This is a genomic window from Streptomyces sp. NPDC001406 (genome assembly GCF_042895285.1).
In the GTDB taxonomy this organism is placed as follows: domain Bacteria; phylum Actinomycetota; class Actinomycetes; order Streptomycetales; family Streptomycetaceae; genus Streptomyces.
The window spans coordinates 248160-274982 of sequence record NZ_JBIAWG010000013.1 but is presented as its reverse complement, the minus strand read 5'-3'; the positions used below and the strand labels follow the sequence as shown (position 1 = coordinate 274982).

The 26823-nt window shown below is 69.3% G+C and carries 26 protein-coding genes; 16 read left to right on the top strand and 10 right to left on the bottom strand.

From position 1 onward, the window contains the following. Positions 1-894: 894 nt before the first annotated feature. The 6 genes from ACFY1J_RS30815 (at position 895) to ACFY1J_RS30790 (ending at position 6073) form a co-directional block, all read left to right on the top strand. Complete coding sequence (locus tag ACFY1J_RS30815) at positions 895-1221, top strand: rhodanese-like domain-containing protein (RefSeq protein WP_390711796.1); 327 nt, start codon at positions 895-897, stop codon at positions 1219-1221. Positions 1222-1292: 71 nt separating this feature from the next. Then, positions 1293-2522, top strand: coding sequence for an FAD-dependent oxidoreductase (locus tag ACFY1J_RS30810; protein WP_390711795.1), 1230 nt, complete (start codon positions 1293-1295; stop codon positions 2520-2522). Between the two features lie 124 nt (positions 2523-2646). Further along, entirely contained in the window at positions 2647-4032 is a 1386-nt protein-coding gene (locus ACFY1J_RS30805; protein WP_390711794.1) for a rhodanese-like domain-containing protein, read from the top strand. A 107-nt stretch (positions 4033-4139) separates the two neighbouring features. Then, positions 4140-4721, top strand: a complete 582-nt coding sequence (locus ACFY1J_RS30800; RefSeq protein WP_390711793.1) for a rhodanese-like domain-containing protein — start codon at positions 4140-4142, stop codon at positions 4719-4721. After that, complete coding sequence (locus ACFY1J_RS30795) at positions 4718-5638, top strand: sulfite exporter TauE/SafE family protein (RefSeq protein WP_390732339.1); 921 nt, start codon at positions 4718-4720, stop codon at positions 5636-5638. The genes ACFY1J_RS30800 and ACFY1J_RS30795 overlap by 4 nt, the downstream gene beginning before the upstream one ends. Positions 5639-5773: 135 nt before the next feature. After that, positions 5774-6073, top strand: a complete 300-nt coding sequence (locus tag ACFY1J_RS30790; protein WP_390711791.1) for a hypothetical protein — start codon at positions 5774-5776, stop codon at positions 6071-6073. Here ACFY1J_RS30790 and ACFY1J_RS30785 read toward each other — a convergent pair. The 3 genes from ACFY1J_RS30785 to ACFY1J_RS30775 are packed head-to-tail and all read right to left on the bottom strand — an operon-like array spanning position 6060 to position 8126. Beyond that, complete coding sequence (locus ACFY1J_RS30785) at positions 6060-6533, bottom strand: DsrE/DsrF/DrsH-like family protein (RefSeq protein WP_390711790.1); 474 nt, start codon at positions 6531-6533, stop codon at positions 6060-6062. The genes ACFY1J_RS30790 and ACFY1J_RS30785 overlap by 14 nt on opposite strands. A gap of 14 nt (positions 6534-6547) precedes the next feature. Further along, positions 6548-6865 (bottom strand): TusE/DsrC/DsvC family sulfur relay protein, encoded by a 318-nt coding sequence (locus ACFY1J_RS30780; RefSeq protein ID WP_390711789.1) that lies wholly within the window; start codon positions 6863-6865, stop codon positions 6548-6550. A gap of 19 nt (positions 6866-6884) precedes the next feature. Further along, positions 6885-8126: an NAD(P)/FAD-dependent oxidoreductase gene (locus ACFY1J_RS30775; protein ID WP_390711788.1), complete on the bottom strand. Its 1242-nt coding sequence runs from the start codon at positions 8124-8126 to the stop codon at positions 6885-6887. A 277-nt stretch (positions 8127-8403) separates the two neighbouring features. Here ACFY1J_RS30775 and ACFY1J_RS30770 point away from each other — a divergent pair, with 277 nt between their 5' ends. Beyond that, positions 8404-8856: an OsmC family protein gene (locus ACFY1J_RS30770; RefSeq protein WP_390711787.1), complete on the top strand. Its 453-nt coding sequence runs from the start codon at positions 8404-8406 to the stop codon at positions 8854-8856. A gap of 116 nt (positions 8857-8972) precedes the next feature. Further along, positions 8973-9344, top strand: a complete 372-nt coding sequence (gene trxA, locus ACFY1J_RS30765; protein WP_390711786.1) for a thioredoxin — start codon at positions 8973-8975, stop codon at positions 9342-9344. 50 nt (positions 9345-9394) lie between these two features. On the opposite strand, the gene ACFY1J_RS30760 is transcribed toward trxA, so the two are convergent. Next, the gene (locus tag ACFY1J_RS30760) at positions 9395-9982 is read right to left on the bottom strand and encodes a rhodanese-like domain-containing protein (protein WP_390711785.1); all 588 of its coding nucleotides are present in this window, start codon (positions 9980-9982) and stop codon (positions 9395-9397) included. Positions 9983-10063: 81 nt separating this feature from the next. Between ACFY1J_RS30760 and ACFY1J_RS30755 the strand changes: the two genes are divergently transcribed. Next, positions 10064-10351, top strand: a complete 288-nt coding sequence (locus ACFY1J_RS30755) for a metal-sensitive transcriptional regulator (RefSeq protein ID WP_263215692.1) — start codon at positions 10064-10066, stop codon at positions 10349-10351. 18 nt (positions 10352-10369) lie between these two features. Here the strand turns inward: ACFY1J_RS30755 and ACFY1J_RS30750 are convergent, their stop codons facing one another. The 3 genes from ACFY1J_RS30750 to ACFY1J_RS30740 all read right to left on the bottom strand — a co-directional run bounded on the left by ACFY1J_RS30750 (position 10370) and on the right by ACFY1J_RS30740 (position 12923). Further along, complete coding sequence (locus ACFY1J_RS30750; RefSeq protein ID WP_390711784.1) at positions 10370-11116, bottom strand: sulfite exporter TauE/SafE family protein; 747 nt, start codon at positions 11114-11116, stop codon at positions 10370-10372. After that, positions 11113-11499 carry a rhodanese-like domain-containing protein gene (locus ACFY1J_RS30745; protein WP_390711783.1) on the bottom strand — a complete coding sequence of 129 codons (387 nt, stop codon included), beginning with the start codon at positions 11497-11499 and terminating at the stop codon, positions 11113-11115. Before ACFY1J_RS30745 ends, ACFY1J_RS30750 begins: the two co-directional genes overlap by 4 nt. A gap of 62 nt (positions 11500-11561) precedes the next feature. Next, positions 11562-12923 carry a rhodanese-like domain-containing protein gene (locus ACFY1J_RS30740; RefSeq protein WP_390732338.1) on the bottom strand — a complete coding sequence of 454 codons (1362 nt, stop codon included), beginning with the start codon at positions 12921-12923 and terminating at the stop codon, positions 11562-11564. A 179-nt stretch (positions 12924-13102) separates the two neighbouring features. Between ACFY1J_RS30740 and ACFY1J_RS30735 the strand changes: the two genes are divergently transcribed. After that, entirely contained in the window at positions 13103-13507 is a 405-nt protein-coding gene (locus ACFY1J_RS30735; protein WP_390711781.1) for a DUF302 domain-containing protein, read from the top strand. Positions 13508-13576: 69 nt separating this feature from the next. On the opposite strand, the gene ACFY1J_RS30730 is transcribed toward ACFY1J_RS30735, so the two are convergent. After that, positions 13577-14836: a M64 family metallopeptidase gene (locus tag ACFY1J_RS30730; RefSeq protein WP_390711780.1), complete on the bottom strand. Its 1260-nt coding sequence runs from the start codon at positions 14834-14836 to the stop codon at positions 13577-13579. Between the two features lie 680 nt (positions 14837-15516). Here ACFY1J_RS30730 and ACFY1J_RS30725 point away from each other — a divergent pair. The 3 genes from ACFY1J_RS30725 to ACFY1J_RS30715 all read left to right on the top strand — a co-directional run bounded on the left by ACFY1J_RS30725 (position 15517) and on the right by ACFY1J_RS30715 (position 17321). After that, complete coding sequence (locus ACFY1J_RS30725; protein ID WP_390711779.1) at positions 15517-15753, top strand: hypothetical protein; 237 nt, start codon at positions 15517-15519, stop codon at positions 15751-15753. Positions 15754-15940: 187 nt separating this feature from the next. Further along, positions 15941-16690: a transposase family protein gene (locus ACFY1J_RS30720; RefSeq protein WP_390732337.1), complete on the top strand. Its 750-nt coding sequence runs from the start codon at positions 15941-15943 to the stop codon at positions 16688-16690. A 256-nt stretch (positions 16691-16946) separates the two neighbouring features. Beyond that, positions 16947-17321, top strand: coding sequence for a hypothetical protein (locus ACFY1J_RS30715; protein ID WP_363301840.1), 375 nt, complete (start codon positions 16947-16949; stop codon positions 17319-17321). A 206-nt stretch (positions 17322-17527) separates the two neighbouring features. Here ACFY1J_RS30715 and ACFY1J_RS30710 read toward each other — a convergent pair whose 3' ends face one another. Beyond that, complete coding sequence (locus ACFY1J_RS30710; RefSeq protein WP_390732336.1) at positions 17528-19900, bottom strand: SpoIIE family protein phosphatase; 2373 nt, start codon at positions 19898-19900, stop codon at positions 17528-17530. 174 nt (positions 19901-20074) lie between these two features. Here ACFY1J_RS30710 and ACFY1J_RS30705 point away from each other — a divergent pair, with 174 nt between their 5' ends. Beyond that, the gene (locus ACFY1J_RS30705; protein ID WP_390711776.1) at positions 20075-20881 is read left to right on the top strand and encodes a maleylpyruvate isomerase N-terminal domain-containing protein; all 807 of its coding nucleotides are present in this window, start codon (positions 20075-20077) and stop codon (positions 20879-20881) included. Between the two features lie 11 nt (positions 20882-20892). Here ACFY1J_RS30705 and ACFY1J_RS30700 read toward each other — a convergent pair whose 3' ends face one another. After that, entirely contained in the window at positions 20893-22719 is a 1827-nt protein-coding gene (locus tag ACFY1J_RS30700; protein WP_390711775.1) for a stealth family protein, read from the bottom strand. Positions 22720-23475: 756 nt separating this feature from the next. Here ACFY1J_RS30700 and ACFY1J_RS30695 point away from each other — a divergent pair. Beyond that, the gene (locus ACFY1J_RS30695; RefSeq protein ID WP_390732335.1) at positions 23476-23955 is read left to right on the top strand and encodes a hypothetical protein; all 480 of its coding nucleotides are present in this window, start codon (positions 23476-23478) and stop codon (positions 23953-23955) included. After that, positions 23952-26783 carry a stealth conserved region 3 domain-containing protein gene (locus ACFY1J_RS30690; RefSeq protein WP_390732334.1) on the top strand — a complete coding sequence of 944 codons (2832 nt, stop codon included), beginning with the start codon at positions 23952-23954 and terminating at the stop codon, positions 26781-26783. The genes ACFY1J_RS30695 and ACFY1J_RS30690 overlap by 4 nt, the downstream gene beginning before the upstream one ends. Positions 26784-26823 lie beyond the last annotated feature (40 nt).

The following is a 26823-nucleotide window of genomic DNA, read 5'->3' as shown; positions in this document are numbered from 1 at the left end:
TTCGGGAGTCGGTAGCCGTTTCGAGCATGGACGCTAAATGGACATTTCCGCTGTGATGCATGCAACTTGGGCAGCCTTGGAATGCGTGACACGGCACACACCGCCGCAATAGGGACCCTCGGTCCAGTTCCACAGGTGACTTCCCGTCAGCCAGGAAGAGTGCCTTGTCATTGCCGCCGTAGCCGGGCCACACGCCGACGCCCCTCACCTTCACGGCCGGCTGCCTTCGACGCGAGCATCACTAATCGCACGCTTGCTCTTCCCTCGGCTTGCACCGATGCCACAGCCGCCGGAGCCGGGCGAGCCGATGAGCACAGACTCACGGACCCGGTCGGCAGCACGAGGTGTGCGGTCCGGCTTCCATCGGGCCCATCCGGCCGATCTCATGCGCTCCGATACGACCGTGAACCGGGCCTCCGCACGTGGGCCAGTGACCTGACGGGTCGCCATCGCCCGTAACCGCGGCCCCCACTCACTCCGCACGCAGAACCCGGGCGACGGTCTGCCGTGCCGCCGCGCACGCCGGGATCACCGCGCCCGTGCGGCGATCGCCCCCCCCCCGGCCAGCACCAGCAGCGTCATCGACCCGGGGTGCCACACGTCCGGCATCAGGGTCGGGACGGCGAGTTGGGCGCCAGGCTCGGTCATCGGGATCGCCACGGTGACCCGGCATGGCGTCATGCCGATCGACGTCAGCGCTGCCGTGGGACGCGGATGACGCTCCGAAACGGCCGCCCAGAGCCCACCACAGCGATCACGACCGGTTCCCGGCCCTGGCGCCGAGCCTCGGGTTGCCCCGTTGGCAAATACCCCGTGGGGTATTTGACGCTCCTCGCCGGATGGTCGTACTCTCGCCGAATAGATACCCCCGGGGGTAATTGAGGAGGCAACCAATTGGCTCGTGAAGTGACACCCGAGGCATGCGCCGCGGCCTGGGCCGACGGTGCGCTCGTGGTCGACGTACGGGAGGCGGAGGAGTACGCGGCCGGGCACGTTCCCGGCGCGCGGCTGATGCCGCTCCGCACCGTGCCGGCCCGGTGCGACGAGCTGCCCGCCGACCGGCCGGTGTACGTGATCTGCGCCCGTGGCAACCGCAGCAGGACCGCCGCCGACCTGATGACCTTCCGCGGCATCGACGCCTACTCCGTGTCGGGCGGCACCGACGCCTGGGCCCGCGGCGGGCGCCCCCTCGCGGCCGGTTCGCACGAGCACGCCGCCTGACCCCCGTCCGACACCCGCACACCCGCACACCCGCACACCCGCACACCCGCCAGCTGGAAAGGAGAGCCGCCTTGGCCGCCACCCCCTCCCCCGCCGACGCACCGATCTCCGGCCGCCACCGCGTCGCCGTCATCGGCGGCGGCAGCGCCGGCATCAGCGTCGCCGCCCGCCTGCGCCGCGCAGGCGTCAACGACATCACCCTGATCGAACCGTCCGACACCCACTGGTACCAGCCGCTGTGGACCCTGGTCGGCGGCGGCCAGGCGACCCTGGGCACCTCCCGGCGCCCCGAGGGGTCGGTGATACCGGACGGCGTGCGCTGGATCCGCCGCCGCGCCCTGGCCGTCGACCCGGAGGCCCGCACGGTGACCCTGTCCGGTGGCGCCGAACTCGCCTACGAATACCTGGTGATGGCACCGGGACTCCAGCTCGACTGGGGTGGCGTCCCCGGCCTCGGCGAGGCCGTGGGCCACGACCGGGTGAGCAGCAACTACGCACCCGAGTACGCCCCGCGCACCTGGGAGCTGATCAAGCAGATGCGCTCGGGCACGGCAGTGTTCACCCATCCGGCAACCCCGCTGAAGTGCGGCGGCGCTCCGCAGAAGATCGCCTACCTGGCCGCCGATCACTGGCGCAGGCGGAAGGTCCTCGACGACATCCGGATCGTCCTCGTCATCCCCGATCCGGCCATGTTCAAGGTGCCCGCGTGGTCACAGGTACTGGAGAAGGTGGCCGACCGGTACGGCATCGAGGTGCGGCTGCGCTCCGAGATGACCGCCGTCGACGGTGACGCCCGCGAGCTCACCGTCACCGACCACACCGGCGGCACGAAGGAAATCCTCGGCTACGACTTCCTGCACGCCGTGCCGCCGCAGAGCGCGCCCGACTGGGTCAAGGCGAGTCCGCTCACCGATCCGGCCAGCCCCCAGGGCTTCGTCGCCGCGGACAAGCACACGCTCCAGCACCCGTCGTACGACAACGTCTTCGCGCTCGGCGACGTGGCGAACCTGCCCACCTCCAAGACCGGCGCGGCCGTACGCAAGCAGGCCCCGGTGGTCGCCGCGAATCTGCTGGACGTGATGCACGGACGCTCCCTGTCGCGCCGGTACGACGGCTACACGTCGTGCCCGCTGGTGACGGCCCGCGACCGGATGCTGCTCGCCGAGTTCGACTACGACCTGAACCCCACGCCCTCGTTCCCGCTGATCAACACGTTCAAGGAGCGGCGCGACATGTGGGTGTTCAAGCGGTATGTGCTGCCGCCGGTGTACTGGCACGGCATGCTCACCGGCCGCCTCTGACCGGTCGGCCCGGGCATCCCCCGACCCGGGCCGGCCATCGCCCCGTCCTCCGACAAGGGCGGACCAGACCCTTCTATATACCCCCCGGGGTAATTAGCCCATCCGCTATGGAGGTCACCCGACCATGTTCTTCGCCCAGTACTACCTCGACTGCCTCTCCCAGGCCTCGTACATGATCGCCGACGAGACCACGGGCAAGGCCGTCGTCGTCGACCCGCGCCGCGACGTCTCCGAGTACCTCACCGACGCCGCCGCCCACGGTTTCACCATCGAGGCGGTCGTCAACACCCACTTCCACGCCGACTTCCTCGCCGGCCACCTGGAGCTCGCCGACCGCACCGGTGCCTGGATCGGCTACGGGCAGCGCGCCGAGGCCGAGTACCCCATACACAAGCTGACCGACGGCGAACGCATCAGCCTCGGCGACGTCCAGCTCCAGATCCTCGAAACCCCGGGTCACACGCCGGAGTCGATCAGCGTCCTGGTGTACGAGCACGCGGACGACACGCTCCCCTACGGTGTACTGACGGGTGACGCGCTGTTCATCGGCGACGTCGGCCGCCCCGACCTGCTGGCCTCGATCGGGGTGACCGCCGAGGAACTCGGCAAGATGCTCTACGACACCGTCCAGCACAAGCTGATGGCCCTCCCGGATGCCGTGCGGGTCTTCCCCGCCCACGGCGCCGGCTCCGCCTGCGGCAAGAACCTCTCCACCCAGCGCCAGTCCACCATCGGCCAGCAGCGTGCCACCAACTACGCCTGCCGGCCGATGAGCGAGGAGCGGTTCGTGGAGCTGGTGACGGCGGGACAGCCGTCCGCGCCCGCCTACTTCGTCTACGACGCCATCCTCAACCGCAAGGAGCACGGCCTGTTCGACGCGGCCGCCGCGCCCCGGCCGCTGTCGGTGGAGGAGTTCATGGAGCGGCGCGCGGCGGGAGCCGTCGTGATCGACACCCGCTCGCCGCAGGACTTCGCGCCCGGGTATCTGCGGGGCTCCGTCAACGTGCCCGCGGACGGCCGCTTCGCCGAGCAGGCGGGCATGGTCGTCGCCCCCGAGCAGGAGGTCGTCGTGGTCGCGCCGCAGGATCGCGAGGAGGAGGTCGTCACCCGGCTCGCCCGGATCGGCTTCGACAAGGTCGGCGGGTATCTGCGCGAGCCCGAGGGCGCCTTCCCGGCCCTGGCCGACGAGATGGAGCAGGCCAGCCGCCTGACCACCGACGAACTGCGTCCGCTGCTGGACGGCGACGAAGCACCTCTGGTTCTGGACGTGCGCAACACCTCCGAGCGCGAAGAGGGTTTCATCGAGGGCTCGTTGCACATCCCGCTGGCCGAACTGGCCCGCCGTATCGACGAGATCCCGGCCGACCGGCCTCTGGTCGTGCACTGCGCAGGCGGCCACCGCTCCTCCATCGCCGCCAGCCTGCTGCGCCACAAGGGCCGCACCGACGTCTCCGACCTGCTCGGCGGCTACGGCGCGTGGCTCGCCCTGCCCGCGTCGGCCGACGTCTGATCCACCCGCGAACCGGGCGGCGACCGGGGCACCGGCCGCCGCCCGCCCCCATCGAAAAAACGCTTCACAGACAAAAAGAACGCTTCACGGACAACAGGGAACCCCCGATGACCCTCCATGCCGACACATCACGTCTCGATCCCGCCGCTCTGCGCGAGCTGACCCAGTCGGGCCAGGGCCCGCGTCTGCTGGACGTGCGTACGCCCGGCGAGTTCCACACCGCCCACATCCCCGGCTCCTACAACGTCCCCCTCGACACCCTGCGCGAGCACCGCGCCGAACTGCTCCACCACCTCGACGAGGACGTCGTCCTCATCTGCCGCTCCGGCGCCCGCGCCGCCCAGGCCGAACAGGCCCTCGCCGAGGCCGGGCTGCCCAACCTGCGCGTCCTGGACGGCGGCGTCATGGCATGGGAGTCCGCCGGCGGCCCGCTCAACCGAGGGCCTGAGCGCTGGGACCTGGAGCGCCAGGTCCGGCTCGTCGCCGGAAGCCTGGTGCTGGTGACGGGCGTCGCGGGCCTGTTCGTGCCCGGACTGCACCTGATCGGCACGGCCGTCGGTGCCGGACTGGCAATCGCCGCGCTCACCAACACCTGCGCGATGGGCATGCTGTTGTCGAAGCTGCCCTACAACCGTGGCCCGCGCACCGGCCTCGACACGGTCGTCGCCGCCCTGCGGGGTGCGTCATGATCGCCGTCATCATCGCCGCTTCCCTGCTCATCGGCGTCAGCCTCGGCATCCTGGGCGGCGGCGGATCCATCCTGACCGTGCCGATTCTGGTCTACCTGGCCGGCATGGAGACCAAGGAGGCCATCGCCACCTCCCTGTTCGTGGTCGGCGTCACGAGTGCCGCCGGGGTCGTCTCGCACGCCCGTGCCGGACGCGTCCGCTGGCGTACGGGGCTGCTGTTCGGTCTGGCGGGCATGACCGGCGCCTACGCGGGCGGACGTCTGGCCGAGTTCATCCCCGGCACGGTCCTGCTCATCGCGTTCGCCCTCATGATGATCGCCACCGCGGTCGCCATGATCCGCGGGCGGAGGCAGGCGCCGAAGAAGGTCCACCACGAACTCCCCGTCCTCCACGTCCTGTTGGACGGCATCGTCGTCGGCCTGGTCACCGGACTGGTCGGCGCCGGCGGAGGCTTCCTCGTCGTGCCCGCCCTCGCGCTGCTCGGCGGCCTGCCGATGACCGTCGCGGTCGGCACCTCACTGCTGGTCATCGCCATGAAGTCCTTCGCGGGCCTGGCCGGTTACCTCGCCAGCGTCCACATCGACTGGGGCTTCGCCGCACTCGTCACGGCGACCGCCGTGGTCGGCAGCGTGCTCGGCGGTCTGGTCGCCGGACGTATCCCGCAGGACGCGCTGCGCAAGTCCTTCGGCTGGTTCGTCGCCGTCATGGGTGTGTTCGTCCTCAGCCAGCAGATCAGCACCGACCTCCGCCACACCCTGCTGACCAGCCCCTGGACATGGGCCTCCGTGGCCGCGGCCGCGGGGATCGCCTTCAGCTGGTACATGCTCAGGCGCTCCGGACGAACGCCGGAGCAGACGAGCGACGCCCCGGCGATGCCGGACAACGGAAGCCCGGATCGCCTCGCCACCCGCCCGTGAACGGGAAACGCGCACCCCGCGCCGGGGAACAATGCGGCCCCGCGTGACGCTGTCGCTTATACCCCTCTGGGTATTCAGATCACAGACGACAGCCGAGGGGGACCGTCAGCAACCCGGCGGAGGAGCGTGAGGACCATGACGACGGCAGGACGTGACCGGCCCCCGACGAGCGAGGACAACTGCGTCGTGACCACCTGCGGGCGCAGGATCACCGTGCAGTATCTGCAGCTGGCGCCCGCGGACCGGCCCATCGGCCGGGTCACCCTGGACGTAGGCCGCGACCAGGGCGGCGAACCGGGCGTATGGGCGGCGCTCACCGCCGACGAGGCACGCGACCTGGCCCGCCTGCTCCTTCTGCAGGCAGGCCAGGCCGAGCGCGGCGCCCAGCCCGTCGTACCGACCCGCGAGGACCCCGGTCAGCTCAGGTGTAGATGATCTGGCTGCCGGCCGCACGCTCGTAGAACTCCCCGACCGTGATGATCCCCTGGACCTGCTCGACCAGGTCGTCCTTGTCGAGTTCGAAGAGATCGACGGACGCCTTGCAGGCATAGATGCCCGCGCCGGTGTCGGCGATCATCTCGATGAACTCGGGGATCGGCGGGATGTCGAGCTTGTCCATCTTGCGTTCCATGTACCGGGTGACCAGGTCCGGCACGCCCGGCATGCCACCCAGCAGGGTCGGCAGGTGCAGGCCCGGATTGCCCACGGTGGCCAGCTTGATGTGCTCCCACCGCTTCTTCGTGATCGCGTCCAGGCCGAAGAAGGTGAAGAACAGGTCGGCCTCGATGCCCTCGGCGCGCGCGCCGTTGGCCATGATCAGGGCCGGGTAGATCCCTTCCAGGGATCCCTTGGAGACGATGATCGAGACCTTCTCGATCGTTGCGGTGTCGGCCATGACGGGCACCCTCCTCAGATGCAGCCGCGGGGCTTGGGAATCCCGGCGATCTTCGCGGCGATCTTCGCCGGGCCCTTCGGGAAGAGCTGGTAGAGCTCCTTGACGCTCACGCCGGAGGTCTTGCCGAGCACCCGCACGGTGGGACCGGTGCCCTTGGCCGTGTACTGCTCGCGCATGAAGCGGATGACCGTCCAGTGCCGGTCGGTCAGTTCGTCGATCCCCTGCTCGCGGGCGATCTGCTCGGCCATCGACTCGGTCCACTGCGCGGGGTCGGTGAAGAAGCCTTCGTCGTCGACGGGGACGGCGGTGTCGGCGTAGGTGGCGGTGGGCATGACGGTGTGCTCCTCTCGGTCAGGCGGACACGTGGTTCTTGCCGCGCTCGGGCATGGCCGAGCCGATGCCGGGCACTTCTCGGCCGGGCAGCAGGCTGTGCCAGTACAGCCACTCGAAGGCGAGCTTGCCGAGGTGGCTCGCGTGCGACTCCTTCAGCAGCGGCAGGCCGACGGGGCCGGGGAAGTGGCCGGGCAGCGGCTCGGTGTCGTAGTTGAAGTCGATGAGCAGGGCCTTGTGGAAGCCGGTCTCCACGAAGCAGTTCGTGTGCCCGTCGAAGGCGGCGTCCAGCGGCTGTCCGGCGAGGTAGCGCGCGATGTTGTGCACCAGCACCTCGCCCTCGAAGTGGGCCACCGAGCCCGCCTTCGACGCCGACAGACCGGCCGCGTCGCCGATGGCGAACACCTCGGGGCGGTCCGGGTGTTGGAGGCTGTGCGGGTCGACGGGGATGAAGCCCAACTCGTCGCCCAGCCCCTCGGAGCGGCCCACGTACTCCGCGCCGGCGTGCAGCGGCACGACCACTGCCAGATCGAAGGGCACTTCGCGCTCGTCGTACGACACCAGCCGGCCCCCGGCACCGTCGACCTCGCCGAGCGTGAACTCGGTGACCAGCTCAACTCCCTTCTCCTTGAGCAGCCCACCCAGCGTCTTGGCCGCGACCGGCTTGGTGAAGGCCGCGTCCAGCGGGGTGACGTACGTCAGCTCGACCCGGTCCCGGATGCCTCGCCGCTGGAAGTACCAGTCGGCAAGGAACGCGAACTCCAGTGGCGCGACGGGGCACTTGACCGGCAGGTCCGCCACGTCGATCACCACGCGGCCGCCGTCGAAGCGTTCCAGCGCGTCGTGCAGGCCGGTCGCGCCGGGCAGGTCGTAGAAGGTGAAGACCTTCTCGCCCCAGCCGGGACCGGTCAGGCCCTCGGTCTCCTCCGGCAGCAGCGTCGCTCCGGTGGCGACCACGAGGATGTCGTACGACAGCCGGATGCCCTCGGCGAGGTGCACCGTGCGGCCGTCCAGGTCGACCCGCTCGATCCGCGCCTGCTTGTAGTCGACGGCCGCGTCCAGCTGCCGGGGACGCGACCGCACGAGGTGGCGCGGCTGGGCGAGCCCGAACGGCACGAACAACAGGCCGGGCTGGTAGAGGTGGTCGTCGTCCTGGTCGACGACCGTGATCCGGCACTCGCGCCGGTCGTATGTGCGACACAGGCGGTTCGCCGTCATGGTGCCGGCGGTTCCGCCGCCGAGAATCACGATGTGTTTGCCCATGCCTTCACTGTCGTACGGGAGATGCCGGCCGGGCATGGGCCTCTAGTCCCCACTCGGGTACCCACCCGGGTATGTCTTCGGCCGGGACCACCGACCCTGGGGGTCCGCCCATCCACCGCGAACCCCCTGGAAAAATACCCCGCAGGGTATACCGGCGCGAGAACGGGTGCGAGGGCCGAACGGTCCTCGGCAGACCCCGTCGGCCCCTCGCCCCGCACCCGCACTCAGTGGTCGACTGGATTCCGGAGCAGCCGACACCAGCGAGAAGGGCTCGGCCATGACCGGCAGCACACCTCACACCCTCAGCACGAACCGCCCGCAGTCCACGGCCGTGCACCGTCTTGAGGTCACCCACGTCGAGCAGGATGCCTACACGGTGGACGTCCGAGGACACCGCCTCCGGGTCGACCAGCCGCCGGAGGCGGGCGGTACGGACACCGCACCCACCCCGACGGAGCTGTTCGCGGCGTCGCTGGCCACCTGCGTCGCGTTCTACGCGGGCCGCTACCTCCACCGGCACGGACTCCCCCGCGCCGGCCTGCGCGTCCGCACGGAGTTCACCATGGCCACCGACCGCCCGGCCCGGGTCGCCTCCCTGCAGGTCGTGGTCGTCCCACCGCCGGAGCTGCCCGAAGAGCGCCGCGCGGCGCTGCTGGCCGTGGCCTCGCACTGCACGGTCCACAACACTCTCCACCAGCCGCCCGAGATCGACATCGCGCTGGAGCCCTGAGGCCGATCCCTTCAGCCACCACTGGTCTTGGTCTGCATGGAACAAACCCGACCCAGCACCGGTTGAACCCAGCAGATACCCCACCGGGTATATATGCCAGGAGGAGAGGGAGCCCCATGTCGACCGTCGAACTGACCAAGGACAACTTCGAGGAGACCGTCACCGGCTCCGACATCGTGCTGATCGACTTCTGGGCCGCCTGGTGCGGACCGTGCAGGATGTTCGGCCCCGTCTACGAGAAGGCGGCCGAACGCCACCCGGACATCGTGTTCGGCAAGGTCGACACCGAGGCACAGCCCGAACTCGCCGCGACCTTCCAGATCTCGTCCATCCCCACGCTCATGGCGGTCCGCGACCGGACCGTGCTGTACGCCCGGCCGGGCGCCCTGCCGCCGCAGGCGCTGGAGGAGCTCATCGGCAAGATCCGGGCCGTCGACATGGAGGACGTACGCCGGCAGGCCGCCGCGGGTCCGGTGGGCGGGAACTGACGGCACAGGGCACCCACGGCGGCTGCGTGGGTGCCCTGGACCGCAAGGGTTCAGCGGTTGCGGAGAGCGGCGAGCGTGGCATCCAGGTCGGCCGCGCGCGGGCGGTTGTGCGGCAGCTTGGCGAGCATGACCGCCATGCCGCAGGTGTTCGTCAGGGCGGAGAAGACCAGGCCGCCCGCGATACCGGCCGAGATCAGCAGGAGGGCGGGGTGCACGAGCAGGCCCAGGGCGAGGCCGAGGAGAACCGCGGTGCCGGCGGTGAAGCGCACCTGGCGTTCCATGCTCCAGCCGGCACGGGTGTCGCAGGCCGCCGGTGTGTGCAGGTCGTGCCCCTCGGCGGCCCAGGCGCCGGTGCCGCCGGCGAGGGTCGCCGTGGCGATGCCGTGCGCGGCCAGGAGCCGGCAGGCGTTCTCGGAACGGGCTCCGGAGGCGCACACGACGAGGACGTCACCGCGCTCGGCCGCGTCCCGGATCTCCGGCAGCGCCCGCCGGATGTGGTCCACGGGGATGTTCAGCGCGCCGGGCAGGTGGCCCGAGGCGTACTCGGCGGGCGTGCGCACATCGATGACGGTGAACTCGTGCAACCGGGTGCGGGCCTGGTCCGTGCCGAGTGTGACGGGAGCGGGGGAGTTGGTCATGGCAGCTGTGATCCTTAATGGTCGACGTCGTCCCGAACCGGGACGTACAGTACCCCTAGGGGTATCTTTCGAGGAGTGATCGTGGAACTGGAGCTTGAGGGTGCGGGCCTGAAGGCCGTGCTGAACCGGCTGCGCCGGGCACAGGGACAGATCTCCGGTGTGATCCGGATGATCGAGGAGGGGCGCGACTGCGAGGACGTCGTCACGCAGCTCGCCGCCGCCTCGCGCGCGCTGGACCGCGCCGGTTTCGCGATCATCGCGACGGGCCTGCAGCAGTGCGTGACGGACATGGAGTCCGGCCGCAAGAACGGCGAGGACCCGGAGGCGATGCGCGCCCGCCTGGAGAAGCTGTTCCTGTCTTTGGCGTGATCATGTTTTGAGGCGGCCTCACGCGACCGCGTCGATCAGCATGAAGCCGGCCACGGCCAGCAGCGCCAGGGCGAAGATCCGCTGAAGCGTGTGCCCGGAGACCTTGGCGGACAGCCGCCTGCCGTCCCAGGCGCCGAGGATCGCGGCCCCGATGAAGGGGCCCACGACCGCCCAGTCCAGCCCCTCGACCGTACCGGCCCGGGTCGCCAGCGCTGCCAGTGAGTTGACGGTGATGACCAGCAGGCTGGTGCCCACCGCGTTGCGCATCCGCATGCCGAGCACACCCACCAGCGCCGGTACGGCGAGGAAGCCACCGCCGACACCGAGGATGCCGGTGACCGCGCCGAGCCCGGCACCGGCCGCCGCGGCGCGCCCCGGCCGCACCGTCACGGTGCCCTCGGCGGCCGGCCCGGAACGCAGCATGCGGATGGCGGCCGCTCCCGCGACCACGGCGAACGCCGCCGTCAGTGCGGCCTCCGGGACGCGGGCGGCGAGCGCGCCGCCCAGCATGGCCGGACCGATCCCGGCAGCCGCGAACAGCAGCCCCGTACGCCACCGCACATTCCCGTCGCGGGCATGCGCGACCAGCGCGGTGACCGAGGTGAGCGTGACGATGACCAGACTCGCGGTCGTCGCCCCGACCGGACTGAAGCCGAGCAGGTAGATCAGCGCGGGGACGGCCAGGACGCTGCCGCCGCCCCCGAGCGCGCCGAGCGCCAGGCCGATGACGGCTCCGGCGGCCAGGGCGAGTATGACCGCGCTCACGCGACGGTGCCGTTACGGCCGTGCTCGTCCACCACCGGCAGACCCGCTTCGGCCCAGTCCCGCATCCCGCCGATCACGTCCACGGCCTGGGAGCCGCGGGCGGCGAGCAGTTCGGCCGCCTGTCGGGAGCGGTTGCCGGAGCGGCAGATCACGACCAGGGGCCGTGCCTGCGCGTGAGCGGGCAGCCCCGCCCCGGCGGCCAGTGCGGACAGCGACAGGTGCACGGCTCGCGGCGCGTGTCCCGCCTGCCATTCGTACGGTTCGCGCACGTCCAGCAGCACGGCGTCACCGCCGTCGTCGGCGGCGCCGTGCCCGGTGCGCACGGCAGCCTCTTGAACGCTCACGCGCCCCGGGCCGCGCCGGCCTCGTCGGAAGATGCTCATCTCGGTTTCTGGCTCCTGTGTCCCATGTCGGTACGGAATTTCGGCCTCTGCGCCCTGCGCCGTCAGGAGGTCCGGACGGTGAGTCCCGCCTTCTCGGCCGCGTCGAACGAGTCGTCCACGGCGACGACGTCCCGGCCCGCGGCGTCCAGCAGGGAGGCGGCGATCGCGGCGCGCATTCCGCCCGCGCAGTGCACCCACACCTCGCCCTCGGGAACCTCGTCCAGGCGGCGGTGGAGGGTGTGGATCGGCACGTGGACCGAGCCCTCGACGAACCCACTGGCCCGCTCCGACGCCCGGCGCACATCCAGGACGACGACGTCCTCGGACCGCCCGGCGAGGTCGGCGAAGGTTCCCCTCGGGAAGGAGGCCGGCGCCTCGCCCTCGCGCATCCAGTCGGCAGGCCCACCCGTGGCCGCGGCGGCCGGCCGGTCGATACCCACCCGCACCAGCTCACGCTGGGCGACAGCGAGCTGCTCGGGCGACTCGGCGAGCAGGGTGACCGGCTTGCCCCAGGGGATCAGCCAGGCCAGATACGTGGCGAGTTGCCCCTCCGCCTCGAAGTTGAACGAGCCCGCGACATGCCCATGGGCGAAGGCGACCCGATTGCGCAGGTCCACCACCCACTCCCCCGCGCCCAGCCGGGCGGCTATCTCCTCGGCGTCGGCAACGGCGGGCGGGGTCAGATCGACGGGCGCAGGTCCGGCGGCGTTGGCCGGGCCCATGTGCGCGTAGTAGGCGGGGACGTCGTCCAGGCCGGCCAGCAGGTCGGCGACGAAGGTGTCGACGTCCCGGGTGAGGGCCTCGTTGGACGCCTTCTCCTTGCCGATGGTCGTGGCAGTGCCCTCGGCCTGGGAGGACGAGCAGAAGCTGCCGAACCCGTGGGTGGGCAGCACGGCCGTCTCCTCGGGCAGCTCGGCGGCCAGCCGGTGCGCGGAGGCGTACTGGGCGCGGGCCAGCCCGTCGGTCAGCCGGGGCTCGACCAGATCGGGGCGGCCGACGGTGCCGATCAGCAGCGAGCCACCGGTGAACACCGCGGCCGCCGTGCCGTTCTCCTCCAGCACATAGGAGGTGTGGTGGGGGGTGTGCCCGGGCGTGGACAGCGCACGCAGGGTCAGGCCCGCCTCGGGGTCGACATCCGTACGGTCACCGTCGTGCACCGGTACGCGGTCGAAGGCGACGCGGGCTCCGGCGGGCACGAGGTAGTCGGCGCCCGTGACCCGGGCGAGCTCCAGTCCGCCGGTGAGGTAGTCGTTGTGCACGTGCGTCTCGACGACGTGCGAGATCCGCACCCCGCGCCGAGCGGCCGCCGCGATCACCTGGTCGAGGTCGCGCGGCGGGTCGACGGCCACGGCTGTGCGCTCACCGCCCGCGAGATAGCTGCGGTTGCCGAGTCCCGACACCTCGATCGTGTCGATGAAGAACACGAGGTACTCCCTTCCAGTGATGGATTACCCCAGGGGGTATACATAGGAAGGTAACATGATTACCCCAGGGGGTATTTTCAAGGGCCGAAAGGCCCGGGGAAACACCTCATGAGCACGTCGCACGCGGCCGGACACCCGCCCCGCGCCACGCAAGCCGATCAGAAGGGCAGACCACCGCCATGCGCTACGACCGCACCGTCCACCTCGACACCGACTTCGCCACCGCCGTCGCCCGCACCCGCGACGCCCTCGCCGCCCAGGGCTTCGGCATCCTCACCGAGATAGACGTCACCGCCACACTCAAGGCCAAGCTCGACCACGACATGGAGGACTACGTCATCCTCGGCGCCTGCAACCCTCCCCTCGCCCACCGCGCCCTGGAGACCGACCGCTCCATCGGTCTGCTGCTGCCCTGCAACGTGGTGGTCCGCCGCGACGGCGACCGCACCGCCGTACAGGTCCTCGACCCGAACACGATGGTCGCCCTCACCGAACTCGACGCCCTCCGCCCGGTCGCCGAGGAGGCCACCCGCCGCCTCGACGCCGCCCTCACGGCCCTGGCCTCGACGGACACGACCGGCTGACGGCGCTCCCCGCGAGCGCGGGTGTCCGGTACCCGTCTCCTCCCCCGCCGTCCCGGGCGGGCCGCTGTGTCACCGCACCGTCCACGTCAGTGAGGTGGTCGTCTGTGCCCGGACCGCTGGATCCCGTATTGCCGTCGTATGGTCGGTCACGGTGGCCGTGACTTTGTGGCCGCGGCCTCGGACGCCGAGTTCACGTGGTGTCACCGAAAGCTCGCCCGTCGCCCACCTCACCTGCCTGCCGTCGGCGTACCAGGTCAGTTCGAGGCCGGCGAGGCCGGTCAGCGGTACGAGGCGTACCGTGATCCGGCGCCCTGGCCCGATCGGCCGGGATCGAGGAAGGGAGGAGGTCAGCGCGTCCGCGTCGGCGTAGAAGCCGGCGATCATCGCCTCGCGGCCGACGACGTTGAACTCGGTCGAGGCCAGGGAGCGCATGAGGGACGTCTCGGTCGGACGGTAGACGCCCGCCTCGTAGTACCCCCCGCCTTCGTACGTGCCCACAACCGAACCGGACGGGTCCCACTCCCCGAGCCAGCGGTACCACTTCGTCGCTCCCGGATCGCGGTGGAGGGTGAGGTTGGCGGCGGCCGGCTCCTCGGCGGAGGGGTACGTGCCGTAGCCCGTGTACTGGTACTCGTCGGCCAAGTGACCTATGGAGTGGCCCAGTTCGTGGGCGCCTATGAGGTACGACCTGTCGTTGTCGGAGGACATCGTCGCCACCCCGTGGAAGGTCGAGCCCGACGGCAGGTCGGCAGCGGAGTAGCCCGCGCCGCCGTATTTGGTGGAGTTGGCGACGACGAAGACGATGTCGGCGTCCGGGGCCAACTCGGCGTACCGCGCGACCTCATCGGTGTCGACGCACAGCAGTCGCTCGATGCCGTCGCAGAAGAAGGAGGCGTCCAGCGCGGTGTCCTTGACGACGTCGGTCCCCGGGTCACCGGAGACGCCGGACTCGTTGGAGACGGTGTTGACCAACCAGATGTTGAACAGGCCGCGGTAGCTCCGGTACGGCTCGATACCGAAGATAGCGTCCAGCTTCTCCTCGGCGTCGACGGCGAACTCGCCCTGCTCGTCGGCCGTGTAGCCGTCGCCCATCACCACCAGGTCTAACCGCCCGGACACCGGACCGGTGCGCTGGAGTGCCTTCACCGCCGAAGTGGCGCCCGCCGGTGTCGGCGTGCGGCGGGCGATCCGGCCGGGGGTGCCCGCCGGGACGGTCACCTGGCGGGGCTCGGACAAAGGTCCCGGGAAGTACTCGACGTGCTGAGTGCGGACCGGAGGCACGGCCGCCTCCGCCCGCCCTGGATTCACTCCGCCGACCAGCGCCGTCATGGTGGCCAGGACAGCCCCGGCAGCGGCGACCCAACGCATACGCGGTCTTGCGCGGTACGGCACGGCGACCTCGCTTAAGCATTCAGTTAAGTGGATTTAATGCCGCGCTTAATGTAGGAGACCGGGCCGCAACTGGCAAGGCTGACACCACAGTTGACCGACGACTGAGAGCCGCTACTGCGTGACAGCGTGACTGCTGCGGCAGATCGAGGTACCGGTGACGGTGGACCCCGGGGACGTGCGGGTGAGCACGGAGGGCGGCCGGGTACCGGCGGCCACCGCCGACGGCCCGCCGGCCGGCATGAAGGTAAATGCCGGGCGATAATTTTGTCCGTATTTTGGAATCGGCATTTCCGTGTGTGACCAGACTCGGGATGCACTGCCGGTCTCCGGCTATTTCACTTACCGATCTATTACGTCGTAGTTACCTATGTACTTTCGCTTGGATGCCTCATCCGAGTCGGCGGACTAGCGTGGTTATTGCACGAAGCGCCCCGTACAATCATGGTCTTTGACGGGTCGTCCTTCTCTTCGACGGAGGCCGCCATGTACGTGCATGCACGGTCATTCGCTGCGGGAGCGATGTCGGCCGCGCTACTCGCCGTCGGCGCAGGTGGAGCCATGGCTGCTACGAGCCGTCGCATCCCGCCTCGATCACGGTCAAGGCAAGCCCCACGACCGTGAAGGCCGGGCACACGGTCCACTTCGCCGGGCACACTTCCGGCGTTCGGGCCGGGGCATCGGTGATGCTGCAGATGGACAAGAACGGCAAGTGGGTTCCACTTCACATCAACTCCAAGATCAAGAAGGGCAACGCGTACGCCCTCGCGACCCGAGTGAACATGAAAGGCACACAGCAATTCCGTGTCGCCTCGGGCAAGACCCACTCCCCCACTGTCAACGTGACAGTGCAATAGGCCATTTCCCCACCGAGGGACGGAGCACCCTCGGTGTACGGCCGCTCCGCGTCTGACAGTGAGCCTTTTCAGGCTGGCCACCGGTCGGGTGACGTCAGAGGCCGCGTCGAAGCCGGAAGAACGTCCGAGGCCCTTGGGGTGTTGAGAGAGGTGCTCTACGCCTCAACTCGTCACCCGAAGGGCCTCGTTGGTCGTCTATCCTGCCGCACTTGACCTCCCGCATGCGCTGGTCGAGTGGGTCACCATGCTCATCGTCACTCGCGAGGGTGACCGGCGCTGCAAGCTCCGCCCCTCCCAGCGCGCCCTGGTCGCGCTGGTGTACCTGCGCAAGCACGACACCCTGGCTCAGATCGCGGCTGGCTTCGGGATCAGCGTGGGCACCGCCCACGCCTACGTCCACCAGGTCACCGACCTACTCGCCGGCAAGGCGCCAGGACTGACCCGCGCCCTGCGGGAGGCGAAGGAGGAATACGTACTGATCGACGGCACCCTCGCCGAGTGCGACCGGGTCGGCGACGGACGAGCCGACTACAGCGGCAAGCACCGCCGCCACGGGGTGAACCTGCAGGTCATCACCGGTTCCGGCGGCAAGCTCGTGTGGATCTCCCGCTCACTGCCCGGCCGCACCCATGACCTCACCGCAGCCCGCAGACACCGCATCCTCGCCACCTGTGCCCGCCTGAAGATCCCCGCGCTGGCGGACCTGGCATATACCGGGGCCGGCCCCGGCGTCGCCGTCCCGGTCCGCCGGCGTCCCAAGCAGGAGCTCACCGCGAAGGAGAGGTCGTTGAACAAAGCGCACGCTCGACTGCGAGTCCCAGTCGAACGCGGCGTGGCCACCGTCAAGCGCTGGCGCATCTTCCGCCATGCCCGCTGCAGCCCCAGCCAACTCGTGTCAGCCGCCAAGGCTGTCCTCACCCTGGAGCGGCAGTGCTGAAAAGACTCAGTGACCCTCAGGCCGGAGCGGCCGCCATTGCGTCCGCGCCACCGCGCTTCGATCCGTCCCGCGGGTGCATCCAGCCCCGCGCGTCAATCCTGGTCATCGGGCGACCTTCGCAGACCGCCTTTCGATCATTGTGTGTCACCTGTGGAGAGACACCCCTCGGGCTGGATCCGCCCCCCTACGGTGCGGCCACGAGGGCGGGTCCCAAGCCGGCGGCCCGCCGCAGCCGACAACCAAAGGGGAGGCTTCGATGACGAGTGTGGAAGTGTCACTGAAGGAGATGATGGCGGGGGTCGACGGGGCGCTGGGGGCGGCGGTTGTCGACTACACCAGCGGCATGGCCCTGGGCACCTTGGGCGGGGGCAAGGGCCTGGACCTGACCGTCGCCGCGGCCGGGAACACGGATGTCATCCGCGCCGAGGTGCGCACCATGGAGCATCTGGGTCTCAAGGGCCAGATCGAGGACATCCTGATCACCCTGGAGAAGCAGTACCACCTCATCCGGCTGGTCGCCGGCCGTAACGGCAACGGGCTGTTCCTGTACCTCGTACTCGACAAGACCCGCTCCAACCTGGCGATGGCTCGCCATCAACTCAAGAAGGTGGAGGAGCAGATCGAGGTATAAGCCGCCCCAGAGCCGGGCTGACGTGTGCTCATGACTTGAAGAGTTCTTCAAGTCATCACATGCACATGATCCCAATTCGTGTATGCGGGCAGCGCGGCCCCGGCCGGGAAAGGCCTGCGGGGTGGGCGCTCCGAACGGAGCTTGCACCGCCCCGCACCCTCGGCGAACCGGCGTCGGTGAGCAGCGCGGCCGCATCCGATCTCCGGCTAAGGGAAGGACAGTTCGGCCCAGATGGTCTTCCCGGATGCGGTGTACCGCGTGCCCCAGCGCTGGGACAGCTGGGCGACGAGGAACAGGCCCCGGCCTCCCTCGTCGTCCCGACGCGCTCGCCGCAGGTGTGGTGCGGTGTGCGCGTTGTCGGACACCTCGCACAGCAGGCAGCGATCCTTGATCAGCCTCAGCATGACGGGTCCGGTGGCGTACCGCATGCCGTTGGTGACCAGCTCGCTCACCACGAGTTCGGCGTTGAACGAAAGTTCGGACAGACCCCAGGTCTCCAATTGGCGCTCGGTCAGTGTGCGGGCGTGAGCCACCATGGCCGGGTCGGGCGGCAGCTCCAGGTCCGCCACATGCTCGGCGTCGAGCCGCCGGGTGCGGATGAGCAGCAGCGTGGCATCGTCCACCTGTGGTCCGGGCGGCAAGGCCGACAGCGCCCGGTCGCACAGCTCCTCCAGCGGGCATCGTTGCCAGGTGAGCACCTGGGCCAGGCGGTCGATCCCGCTGTCGATGTCGGTGCGCCGGTCCTCCACGACGCCGTCGGTGAAGAACGCCACCAAGCTGCCGCTGGACAAGCTCAGGTCGACGTTCTCGTAGGGCAGGCCGCCCAGCCCCAGGGGCGGTCCCGGCGTCAGCGAGGACAAGGCCACCGAGCCGCTCGCATCGGCCACGATCGGCGGGGGATGGCCCGCGCTCGCCCAGGTGCACCGGCCGTTGACCGGGTTGTAGATCGCGTACAGGCAGGTCACCCCGAGCGCCTCGTCGCTCAGCCAGTCATTCGCGTGGGGTTCCGAGTCCTGCGCGACCAGGCCGTCCAGCCGGGTGAGCAACTCGGCCGGGTCCAGGTCCAGCAGGGCGAGGGTTCGTACGGTGGCGCGCAGCCGGCCCATGGTCGCGGCCGCGTGCACGCCGTGGCCCACCACGTCGCCGACGGTCAGGCCCACTCTGGCACCGGACAGCGGGATCAGGTCGAACCAGTCGCCGCCCACGCCCACGCGGTTGTCGGCAGGCAGATAGCGGTACGCCACGTCGACCGCGCTCTGCTCGGGCAGGTGCTGTGGCAGCAGGCTTCGCTGCAGTACCAGGGCCGCCGCGTGCTGGCTGGTGTAACGGCGAGCGTTGTCGATGCCGACGGCGGCTCGCTCGGCCAGTTCCACGGCGAGCGTCTGCTCCTCGGGCCCGAAGGGGTCGGGGTTGCTGCTGCGCCGGAAGGTGGCAAGGCCCAGGACGGTATCGCGGGTGAGGAGCGGGACGAACAGGCAGGAGGCCGAGGCGGCCGATCCCCTCTCGCCCGGTGCCTCGGGCGGTGAGTCGTCGACGACGGGGCGGCTGGTGGCCAGACTCAGAGCCTGCGGTGACGACGGTGCGTAGGAGATGGGACTGGTCCGGAACTCCTCCGGGGTCCGGCCGTGCAGCCGCAGCAGACTGTGACCCGGTGCCGAGCCCGTCGGCGGCTGCCGTCCCTCGATGACCGCCGGCGGCAGATCCACCAGCACTTCGTCGGCCAGCTGCGGTACCGCCACGTCAGCGAGTTCCGCGGCCGTACGGCGCACGTCCAGCGAGGCACCGATGCGCTTTCCTGCCCGGACCAGCAGCGACAGTCGTTCCTGGGCGCGGTAGCGGTCGGTGATGTCCAGGGACTCCTCGAACAGTCCCAGCAGCTCGCCGCGGGCGTCCACCAGCCGGTGGTACGAGCAGGACCAGACGTGCTCGCGCACCGGGTCGGCGGGGGCGCGGCCGCGATAGTGCATCCCCATGATCGGTTCGCCCGTCGTCATGACGTGCTCCATGATCTGGTCCTCGTCCGGGGGGTGGTGCCGGGAGATGAACTCGCCTTCGGGAAAGAGATCCGCGGCCGGCCGGCCGACGTACTGGGCGATCCCCGCGAGCTCCAGATCGGTGGAGACGTTCCCCCAGACGACGCGCATGTCGGTGTCGAAGATGGTCAGGCCCACGGTCGACTCGGTCGCCATTCCCTGGAGCATGGCCAGCTGCGCCTCCCAGCCGCGCAGCGCCTCCAGCTCGGCCGCGACCACGACGGTCGCGGCGACACCCAGGTGTTCGAGGGGGCTGAACGTCACGGCCGCGCGCAGGGTGCGTCCGTCCCGGCAGCACAGGTCCAGGACGGTGCTGCGGGGCTTGTGCGTCTTGCAGAGGGCCGACAGCCGTTGCCCGGGGGTGGACGCCAGCAGTCGACCGGCCGGCTTTCCGAGCACGTCCTGCGGTGAATGTCCGAGGAGGCGCTGGGCCGAGGCTCCCCATCCGGAGATGCGGCCTTCGGCGTCCAGTACTGCGGCGGCGGCCTTGGAGAGGTCCAAAGGGCTGTGGAAATCGACGTTGGCCGTATTCGGAAAACGATCCATGACACCGCTTCCCTCCGTGCTCCCTCAGCATCCCGTGCCACAGGAGGGACGACAACCGCACGCACGATCAGCGCGTGCTCACGCAGGGCGACCACGGATGGTCTGCACGCGGTACGTGGCTGCTCGACAGGAAATCGCATGCCGGTTGGCGGATCACGGTGATGGACAACCGGAGTGGAAGAGACTCTGCACTTCCCTGACCTGCTGCGTCTGATCGACGAACGGTCGACCGCCTTCTGCGCCGCGGTCGCCTCCGCGCCCAGCCTCGACGTGCAGGTGCCGACCTGCCCCGACTGGACGCTGTTCGATCTGGTGCGGCACCTGGGCGAGGGGCGCCGCCGCTGGGCCGCCATCGTCGCCGCAGGGCCTGCCTCCGCTCCCCCGGCCAAGTCCGCATCGGAGGGCGCCCCGGCCGCGCCTCGGGAGCGCGAGGACCTGGTGGCCTGGTTGGCCGCGTCGACGCGGCAGCTACTGGACGCACTGCGGGAGGCCGGCCCGGATCGCGGCTGCTGGACGTGGTGGGGTACGTCGCAGTCGCCGCAGACCTGCGGTGCCGTGGCCCGGCACCAGCTCCAGGAGGTCGCGCTGCACACCTACGACGCCCAGATCACCGTGGGTGCCCCGCAGCCGCTGCCGGACGAGGTGGCCCTCGACGGTGTCGACGAGTTCCTGTCCACCTGCTGCGCAACGACGAGCGCCTGGCCGCACGAGCCCGCTGTCGTCGATTACCACACCACCGAGGGCCGCTTCTGGCGCCTCTCGGTCTCCGCCGACGGCGCACGGACCACTCGTCTCCCCGCGCCCGGCGCAATGCCCGCCACCGCCGCCGGCGAGGGCCCGGACGCGGCCGACGCCTCCGCCCTGGGCTCGGCCTGTGAGCTGGTCCTGGCCCTGTACGGCCGTGTTCCGGTGGACTCCTTGAAGCTCGACGGCGACCGACGTCTCTTCGACCTGCTCCAGGCCTGGGAGCCGGAGGAGTAGGCGGTTCAGGTTCAGGAGTGTTTCTCGAATCGGCTCGGCACGGGGAAGTAGGCGTCGAGGAAAGACCTCAGGAGCCGGTTGCACCGGTCGAAGTCTGCTTCCGTCGAGCAGGTGTCGTTGAGGCAGAACACCTTCTTGTCGCGCTTCAGCAGCAACTGGTCGAGTCGATTCGCCGAGTTGGGCAACGACACGTCGACGTAGACATAGGAGAGTTCCGAAGGCAGAGCCCGCTGTGTGTGGAACGCGTAGTAGTGGTACAGCGACGATGGCACAGCCAGGTCGTCCGGCCCTCGGAAGCGCGTGCCGGCCGTCAGCTGATGCTGTTCGGGGAAGTCCTTTTCGATCTCGTCGAGAATGGTGCGCCGCAGGGGGTGCGGGACGTGGCGCATCTTCTGTACGAGCAGCCTGCCGAACCGGTCCTGGACGATGGCCCTGTTGTTCTTGCCCGCGAGGGAAACCGGAGGGTCCTCGGTGAGGCGGGGCCCGAGGGGCACCAGGGCGGGTGAAGGGAAGAACTTGCTCAGGCCGTTGGCGAGGAAGAAGTCTTCGGGAAGGACCTCGTTCCCCAGGAAGACATCGTCGTTGAAGTAGAGGAACTGCTCGGACAGGCCCTCGATGTGGTGGAGTTGGCTTTCGATGGCGTGCGAGTTGAACGTGGGAAGGTACTCCTGCCGACTGAATATCTCGCGGTGGCTGACCACGGTGATGCCGGGCTGGGCAGTGTCCAGCCACCCTGGCGTCTGATCATCGGTGACGAGGTAGATGTTGCGGATCCACGGGGCGTGCATGGACAGCGAACGAAGCGAGTATCGCAGTTCGTCGTGGTCCGCATAGCGGCCCGCGTTGGCCGCCTCCACATGAAGTCCCTCGCTCGACACCGCCGCCCGGCGGCGCAGCCACGCCGGATCGTTGCCGTCGACCCAGGTGTAGACCGCATCCACGGGAAAGTCGACGTCTCCTGGGAGCAGGGCTGTGAAGGCCTTGTGGGTGCGCACCATTGCAGTGGAAGTGGCATGCAGCCCGGCCGGAGCCGTGAAGTCCGAAAGGGGAGACCGCACTTCGGGCTCGTCAAGAGGTACGGACTCGGTGACCGCGTTGCGTCGCGGTGCGCGGAGCATGCCGTCTTCCGGCGCCCAGAACTCGATCTCGCAGGCATGTTCGGGCCCCAGTACCAGTTGTTCACTGGGCTCGGTGTGGAACCAGAACAGGCTCAGCGTCGACGCACCCGAACCCGCCCGCCACGCGCGCGCCCGGTGAGCGGGAACGACACGGGGGCCGCGGGCGCCTCGGCGCACGAGATACCCCGGAACCTCATGACACAGCTTGCGCAGTGAGCTCACGGCCCGCTGCCGGTCGCCGACAGGCACCGCAACGATGGTGGAGTGCCTCTCCTGGCCGCGTATGCAGAAGTAGTGGATGCCGGACCGCTCCAGGGCGGCTGTCACTCTGGACAGGTTGCCTGCCCGGGCCACATGCGGCGCAAGGTTCACCTCACTGAATGCGATACGCGCACGGCCATGGGCCCACGTGACGACGGCACCGGTGGCCGCGATCCGTGAACGACACAGCACGGCAAGCACCGACAGCATCGCGCGACGCACCGCGGCCGTCACGAACGCACCACTCACCAATGCCTTGAGTTTTCTTCGTGACTCGGGAGAGTAACGGCGGGCGATGGTTCGGCGCAGCCGGTGAGGCATCAACGCGCGGTAGGCCCTGACGAGAGCGGCACCTTCGGCATTGACCGAGCGGCTGTTGGTGGATCGGGGTTCAGCTGGGGAAGTCGGGGACCGCGTCGGTGACTGCGGCAGTTCTTGTTCGGCGGCGGTTGGGTCCATGGTGAGCCTTACCTTTCCCGGCCTCTCCAGGGCTGCCGGGCATGGCGCCGGCAGAGCAAGAGACCTTCGCCTCGGTGAGGATGCCGCCGAAAACTGACAGGTTCACTGTCACGGCCGTAACACGGATCACAGACTCAGACGGGAACGAATGGTGGCCGGGAGCGGTCCTGTTGGCCAACAAGTGTGTGTCCACTCTTGTGTTCCACCGTCAAGCGCAAGCAGAGGTAATCGGGTGTCATGAACCAAGCTCTGTTGTCCCATGCCGTGACCCTTGCGGCGCGGGCCCGCCGTACGGTGAGACGGGCCCGTGGCAGCATGGGGCAGATCAGAACTGTGCCCGCCTTCGGTGGTCCGGGGCGTGGCCAGTCGGTACTGCGCCCGGTTCACCTCTCGGTGCTCGGTGGTGGGACGCTCAACGTGGCTGTGCCCGCTCCCGTTGGTCATGACGAACTCGCGTCCGCGTTCCTGCACATGGAGCGGCGCACGGAGTCACGTCGCATTGCCTTGGATCCGGAGGACCAGCAGGACGGATCCACTCTGCTGACGGCCACCACCGCGTTGTGTCATCCACACCATGACGATCCGCAGCAGCCAGGGCTCAGCCTCGGGGACGGGCTGTGGCGGCTGACTGTCGTCGTCGCATACCGCTCGGGTTCCACGGCACGGTTCGCTGTGACGGCGCCGCCCACGCCCGCTGGGGACGGTCCCACTCGCCCGTCCTGCCCAAGTGCTGCTTCCGGCACGGTATTTCGGCTGGTGCGCTCCATCGAGGGGCACGTGATGCTCAAAGTCGTCGCCCCACGCCGGCAGGCCGAACTCACCGGCTACTCCGTGCGCTGGGACCGCATCACCGTCCACGGCCGGCTGATCGCGCCAGGCCTCCCGCCCTCACACTTCACTGCGGAAGCGGTGCCGCGCACCATGGGCAGCATCGTCCCGATCCGCCCCGAGTGGCAGGGCGACCGGTTCACGTTCGATGTACCGCTCGCCGCCATGTCCGCGGGAGCAAAGACAGGGCATCTGTGGGACCTGCGTCTGCGGTGCGGCCGTACGAAGGTCAAGATCGGTCGACGACTGACCGACGTCCGATACCCCGGCAAGGTCTTCCGTACTCCGTTCCGCACCGTCGCGCTGCCCAACGGCACGCTGCTGCGGGTGCACGCCCATGTCTCCGGAGCCGGAAGGGCCGCGGTGAGCTGCACCATCATTCCCACACCCGAGGACCGCACCCGATGAAGATCACTTTCCTGCTCACCTGGGCCGACGGCATGGGCGGCACAGAGATGGCTGTCTACACCCAAGCCGCACACCTCGCACAACGCCATGAAGTAGAGGTGCTCAGCGTCTTCAAGACCCTTGAGGAACCCTTCTTCGAGGCGGGCCGCGGGGTGGCACGACGCTATCTCGTCGACCGCACCGGACACATCGGCCGGCTGGTGCGCGCCAGCACGCTCGACGAGGGGACGTGCCGTTTCCTCACCTCGCTCCCCAGCGAGATCATCAAGCCTGACTGGGAACCCACGTTCGACCGGCTCTCGGACATCGAGCTGACGGCAGCGCTCTCCGCCCTGGACACCGACGTGCTGATCACCACGACTCCGGCTCTGCTGGCAGCCGCAGCGGAGTTGGTGCCCTGGAACGTCATCACCATCCACCAGGAACACCGCGCCTCCCAGCTGCGCGGGGTCACCGGCGAACCACTGCTGATGTACGCACCCGCGGTCGACGCGCTCGTCTCACTCACCGAACGCACCAGCGAGTGGTTCGCCGACTCCCTCGGCGCGGCCGCACCGGTCCTGGCTGCCATACCCAATGCCGTGCCGGACGGTTTTCGGCCCCGTTCGGACCTCACGAACAAGACGATTGTCCTGGCCGCCCGGATGACGCCCGAGAAGCAGCTCGACCATGCCATTGAAGCGTTCGGATCCCTCGCCGACGAGCACCCCGAATGGACCATGCGTATCTTCGGGGACGGCCCGCAGGAAGTTCGTCTCCGACGGATGATCGACGGGTTGAACCTCCACGACCGCGTCCAACTCCTCGGCCAGTCCCCCCAGATGGAAAGCGAGTGGGCCAAGGCGGGCATGGCTCTGCTGCCTTCCCGCAACGAGGCGTTCCCGCTGGTCCTGCTGGAGATGATGGCTGCCGGCCTGCCCGTCATCGCCTACGACATCGTCACCGGCCCCGCCGAGATCATCCGCCATGGAATCGACGGCCTGCTCGTCCCCGCGGCGGACAAGGAAGCCCTGGCCGAAGCGATGTCCACGCTGATGGCCGATGACGCGCTGCGCCGGTCGTACGGCGCAGCCGGACGCGCCGGTGTGCGGGAGCGATTCTCGGCGCAGCGCATCACTTCTGAGTGGGAAGAACTCTTCACCCGCCTGGCAGCCCGCCGGGCCACGACTTCCCGTACCGCCGACCGCGCGGACCGCATGGCCCGCCGGGTCGCCGCCGGTGGAAGCCGCCACTTCAACATCGCTGCCCCCGTCAGCACGCTGGCGGCTTCCACGGACGAACAAAAGGCCAGAGAGGTCATGCTCCAGGCCAAGGACCGTACGGGGAATCTCGTCAGAAGTGCCGGCCGTCTCGCCGAGGTACGAGACGACATCTCCGCGGCACGCATGGCCGAGTGGAACCTCGAGCTCGTGGCCGAGGCGCTCACCACACACCATGTCCCCTACCTCATGGTGCGCGACGGCACTCCTACCCATCGCCTCGCCGTCGAGATCGAACACCGCGAGCAGGTTCTCCACGCTCTCGCCACCGCGCTCCACGCCCAACCCGTCTACGCGGAGCTGATCACTCCCAAGGGAGTGGCGCCCGGTGCGGTTCTGGCCGAGCGGCTGCGAGCGGTCGGGGACGTCATGGGCCTGCGCGTCTTCAAACCGGTGACCACCGAGAGCCGCACACTGCGCTATGGCCCGGCGTACGGCTGCCAGGTCGAATTCTGGGCCGAGAACGACGAGGGCGAGGAGCTGCCCGGCTGGCGCAAGGCTCCCCGTGGATCCACCCTGGTCGGGCCCTGCCTGCCCGATCTGAAGCCCACCGCGCGGCTGCGCATCGGCGAGCGTGACTATCCCACCACGACGGCGTTCACCGACCGCCTCATCGGGGACATCGACTTCCCCATCGACGCCGTCTACACCTGGGTCGACGACACGGACCCCGAGTGGCGCGAACGGCGCGACACGGCAAGGAAGGCCGCAGGTATCGCCGACGAAGAAGCGGACAGCGGGGATGTGCGGTTCCGCAACCGCGACGAACTACGCTACTCCCTGCGGTCGTTGGCCATGTACGCCCCCTGGATCCGCAACATCTACCTCGTCACCGGCGACCAGGTCCCGCACTGGCTGGACACGTCCCAGCCCGGCATCACGATCGTCAGCCACCGGGAGATCTTCACCAAGGCGGACTGGCTGCCCACCTTCAACTCGCACGCCATCGAGAGCCAACTCCACCACATCAGCGGCCTGTCGGAGCACTTCCTCTACTTCAACGACGACGTCTTCCTGGGCCGCCCCCTCACCCCTCAGTCGTTCTTCACCAGCAACGGCCACACGCGCCTCTTCTGGTCACCCACCGCGGTTCCTCCCGTGCCGCTGTCCCATGAGGACGAGGGCTACTTCGCCGCTGCCAAGAACAACCGGGCCCTGCTCCAGCGGGACTTCCAACGGACCACGACACAGGGCTTTCTGCACACCCCCCACCCGCTGCGACGCAGCGTACTCACGGAGATCGAGGAGACGTACCCGAGCGAGATCGCCGCCACCGCGTCCAGCGCCTTCCGGGCGAGGACGGACCTGTCCGTCCCCTCCTCACTGCACCACCACTACAGCTATCTGACCGGCCGGTCACACCCGTCCACCCTTTCCAGCTCATTCATCAACGCCGGCCGCTACGACCACCACACCCGTCTGAGCCGTCTGCTCGCCACACGCAGCCACAGCGTGTTCTGCATCGGCGAATCTCCGAACGCAGAAGTCCCGGTCGACGAACAGGACCGCGTCCTACGTGCCTTCCTCACCGCCTACTTTCCCGTGCCGTCGCGGTTCGAAAGGAGCTGACCGCACACGCGCTTCGGCGACGCACTTCACATTCCCCACA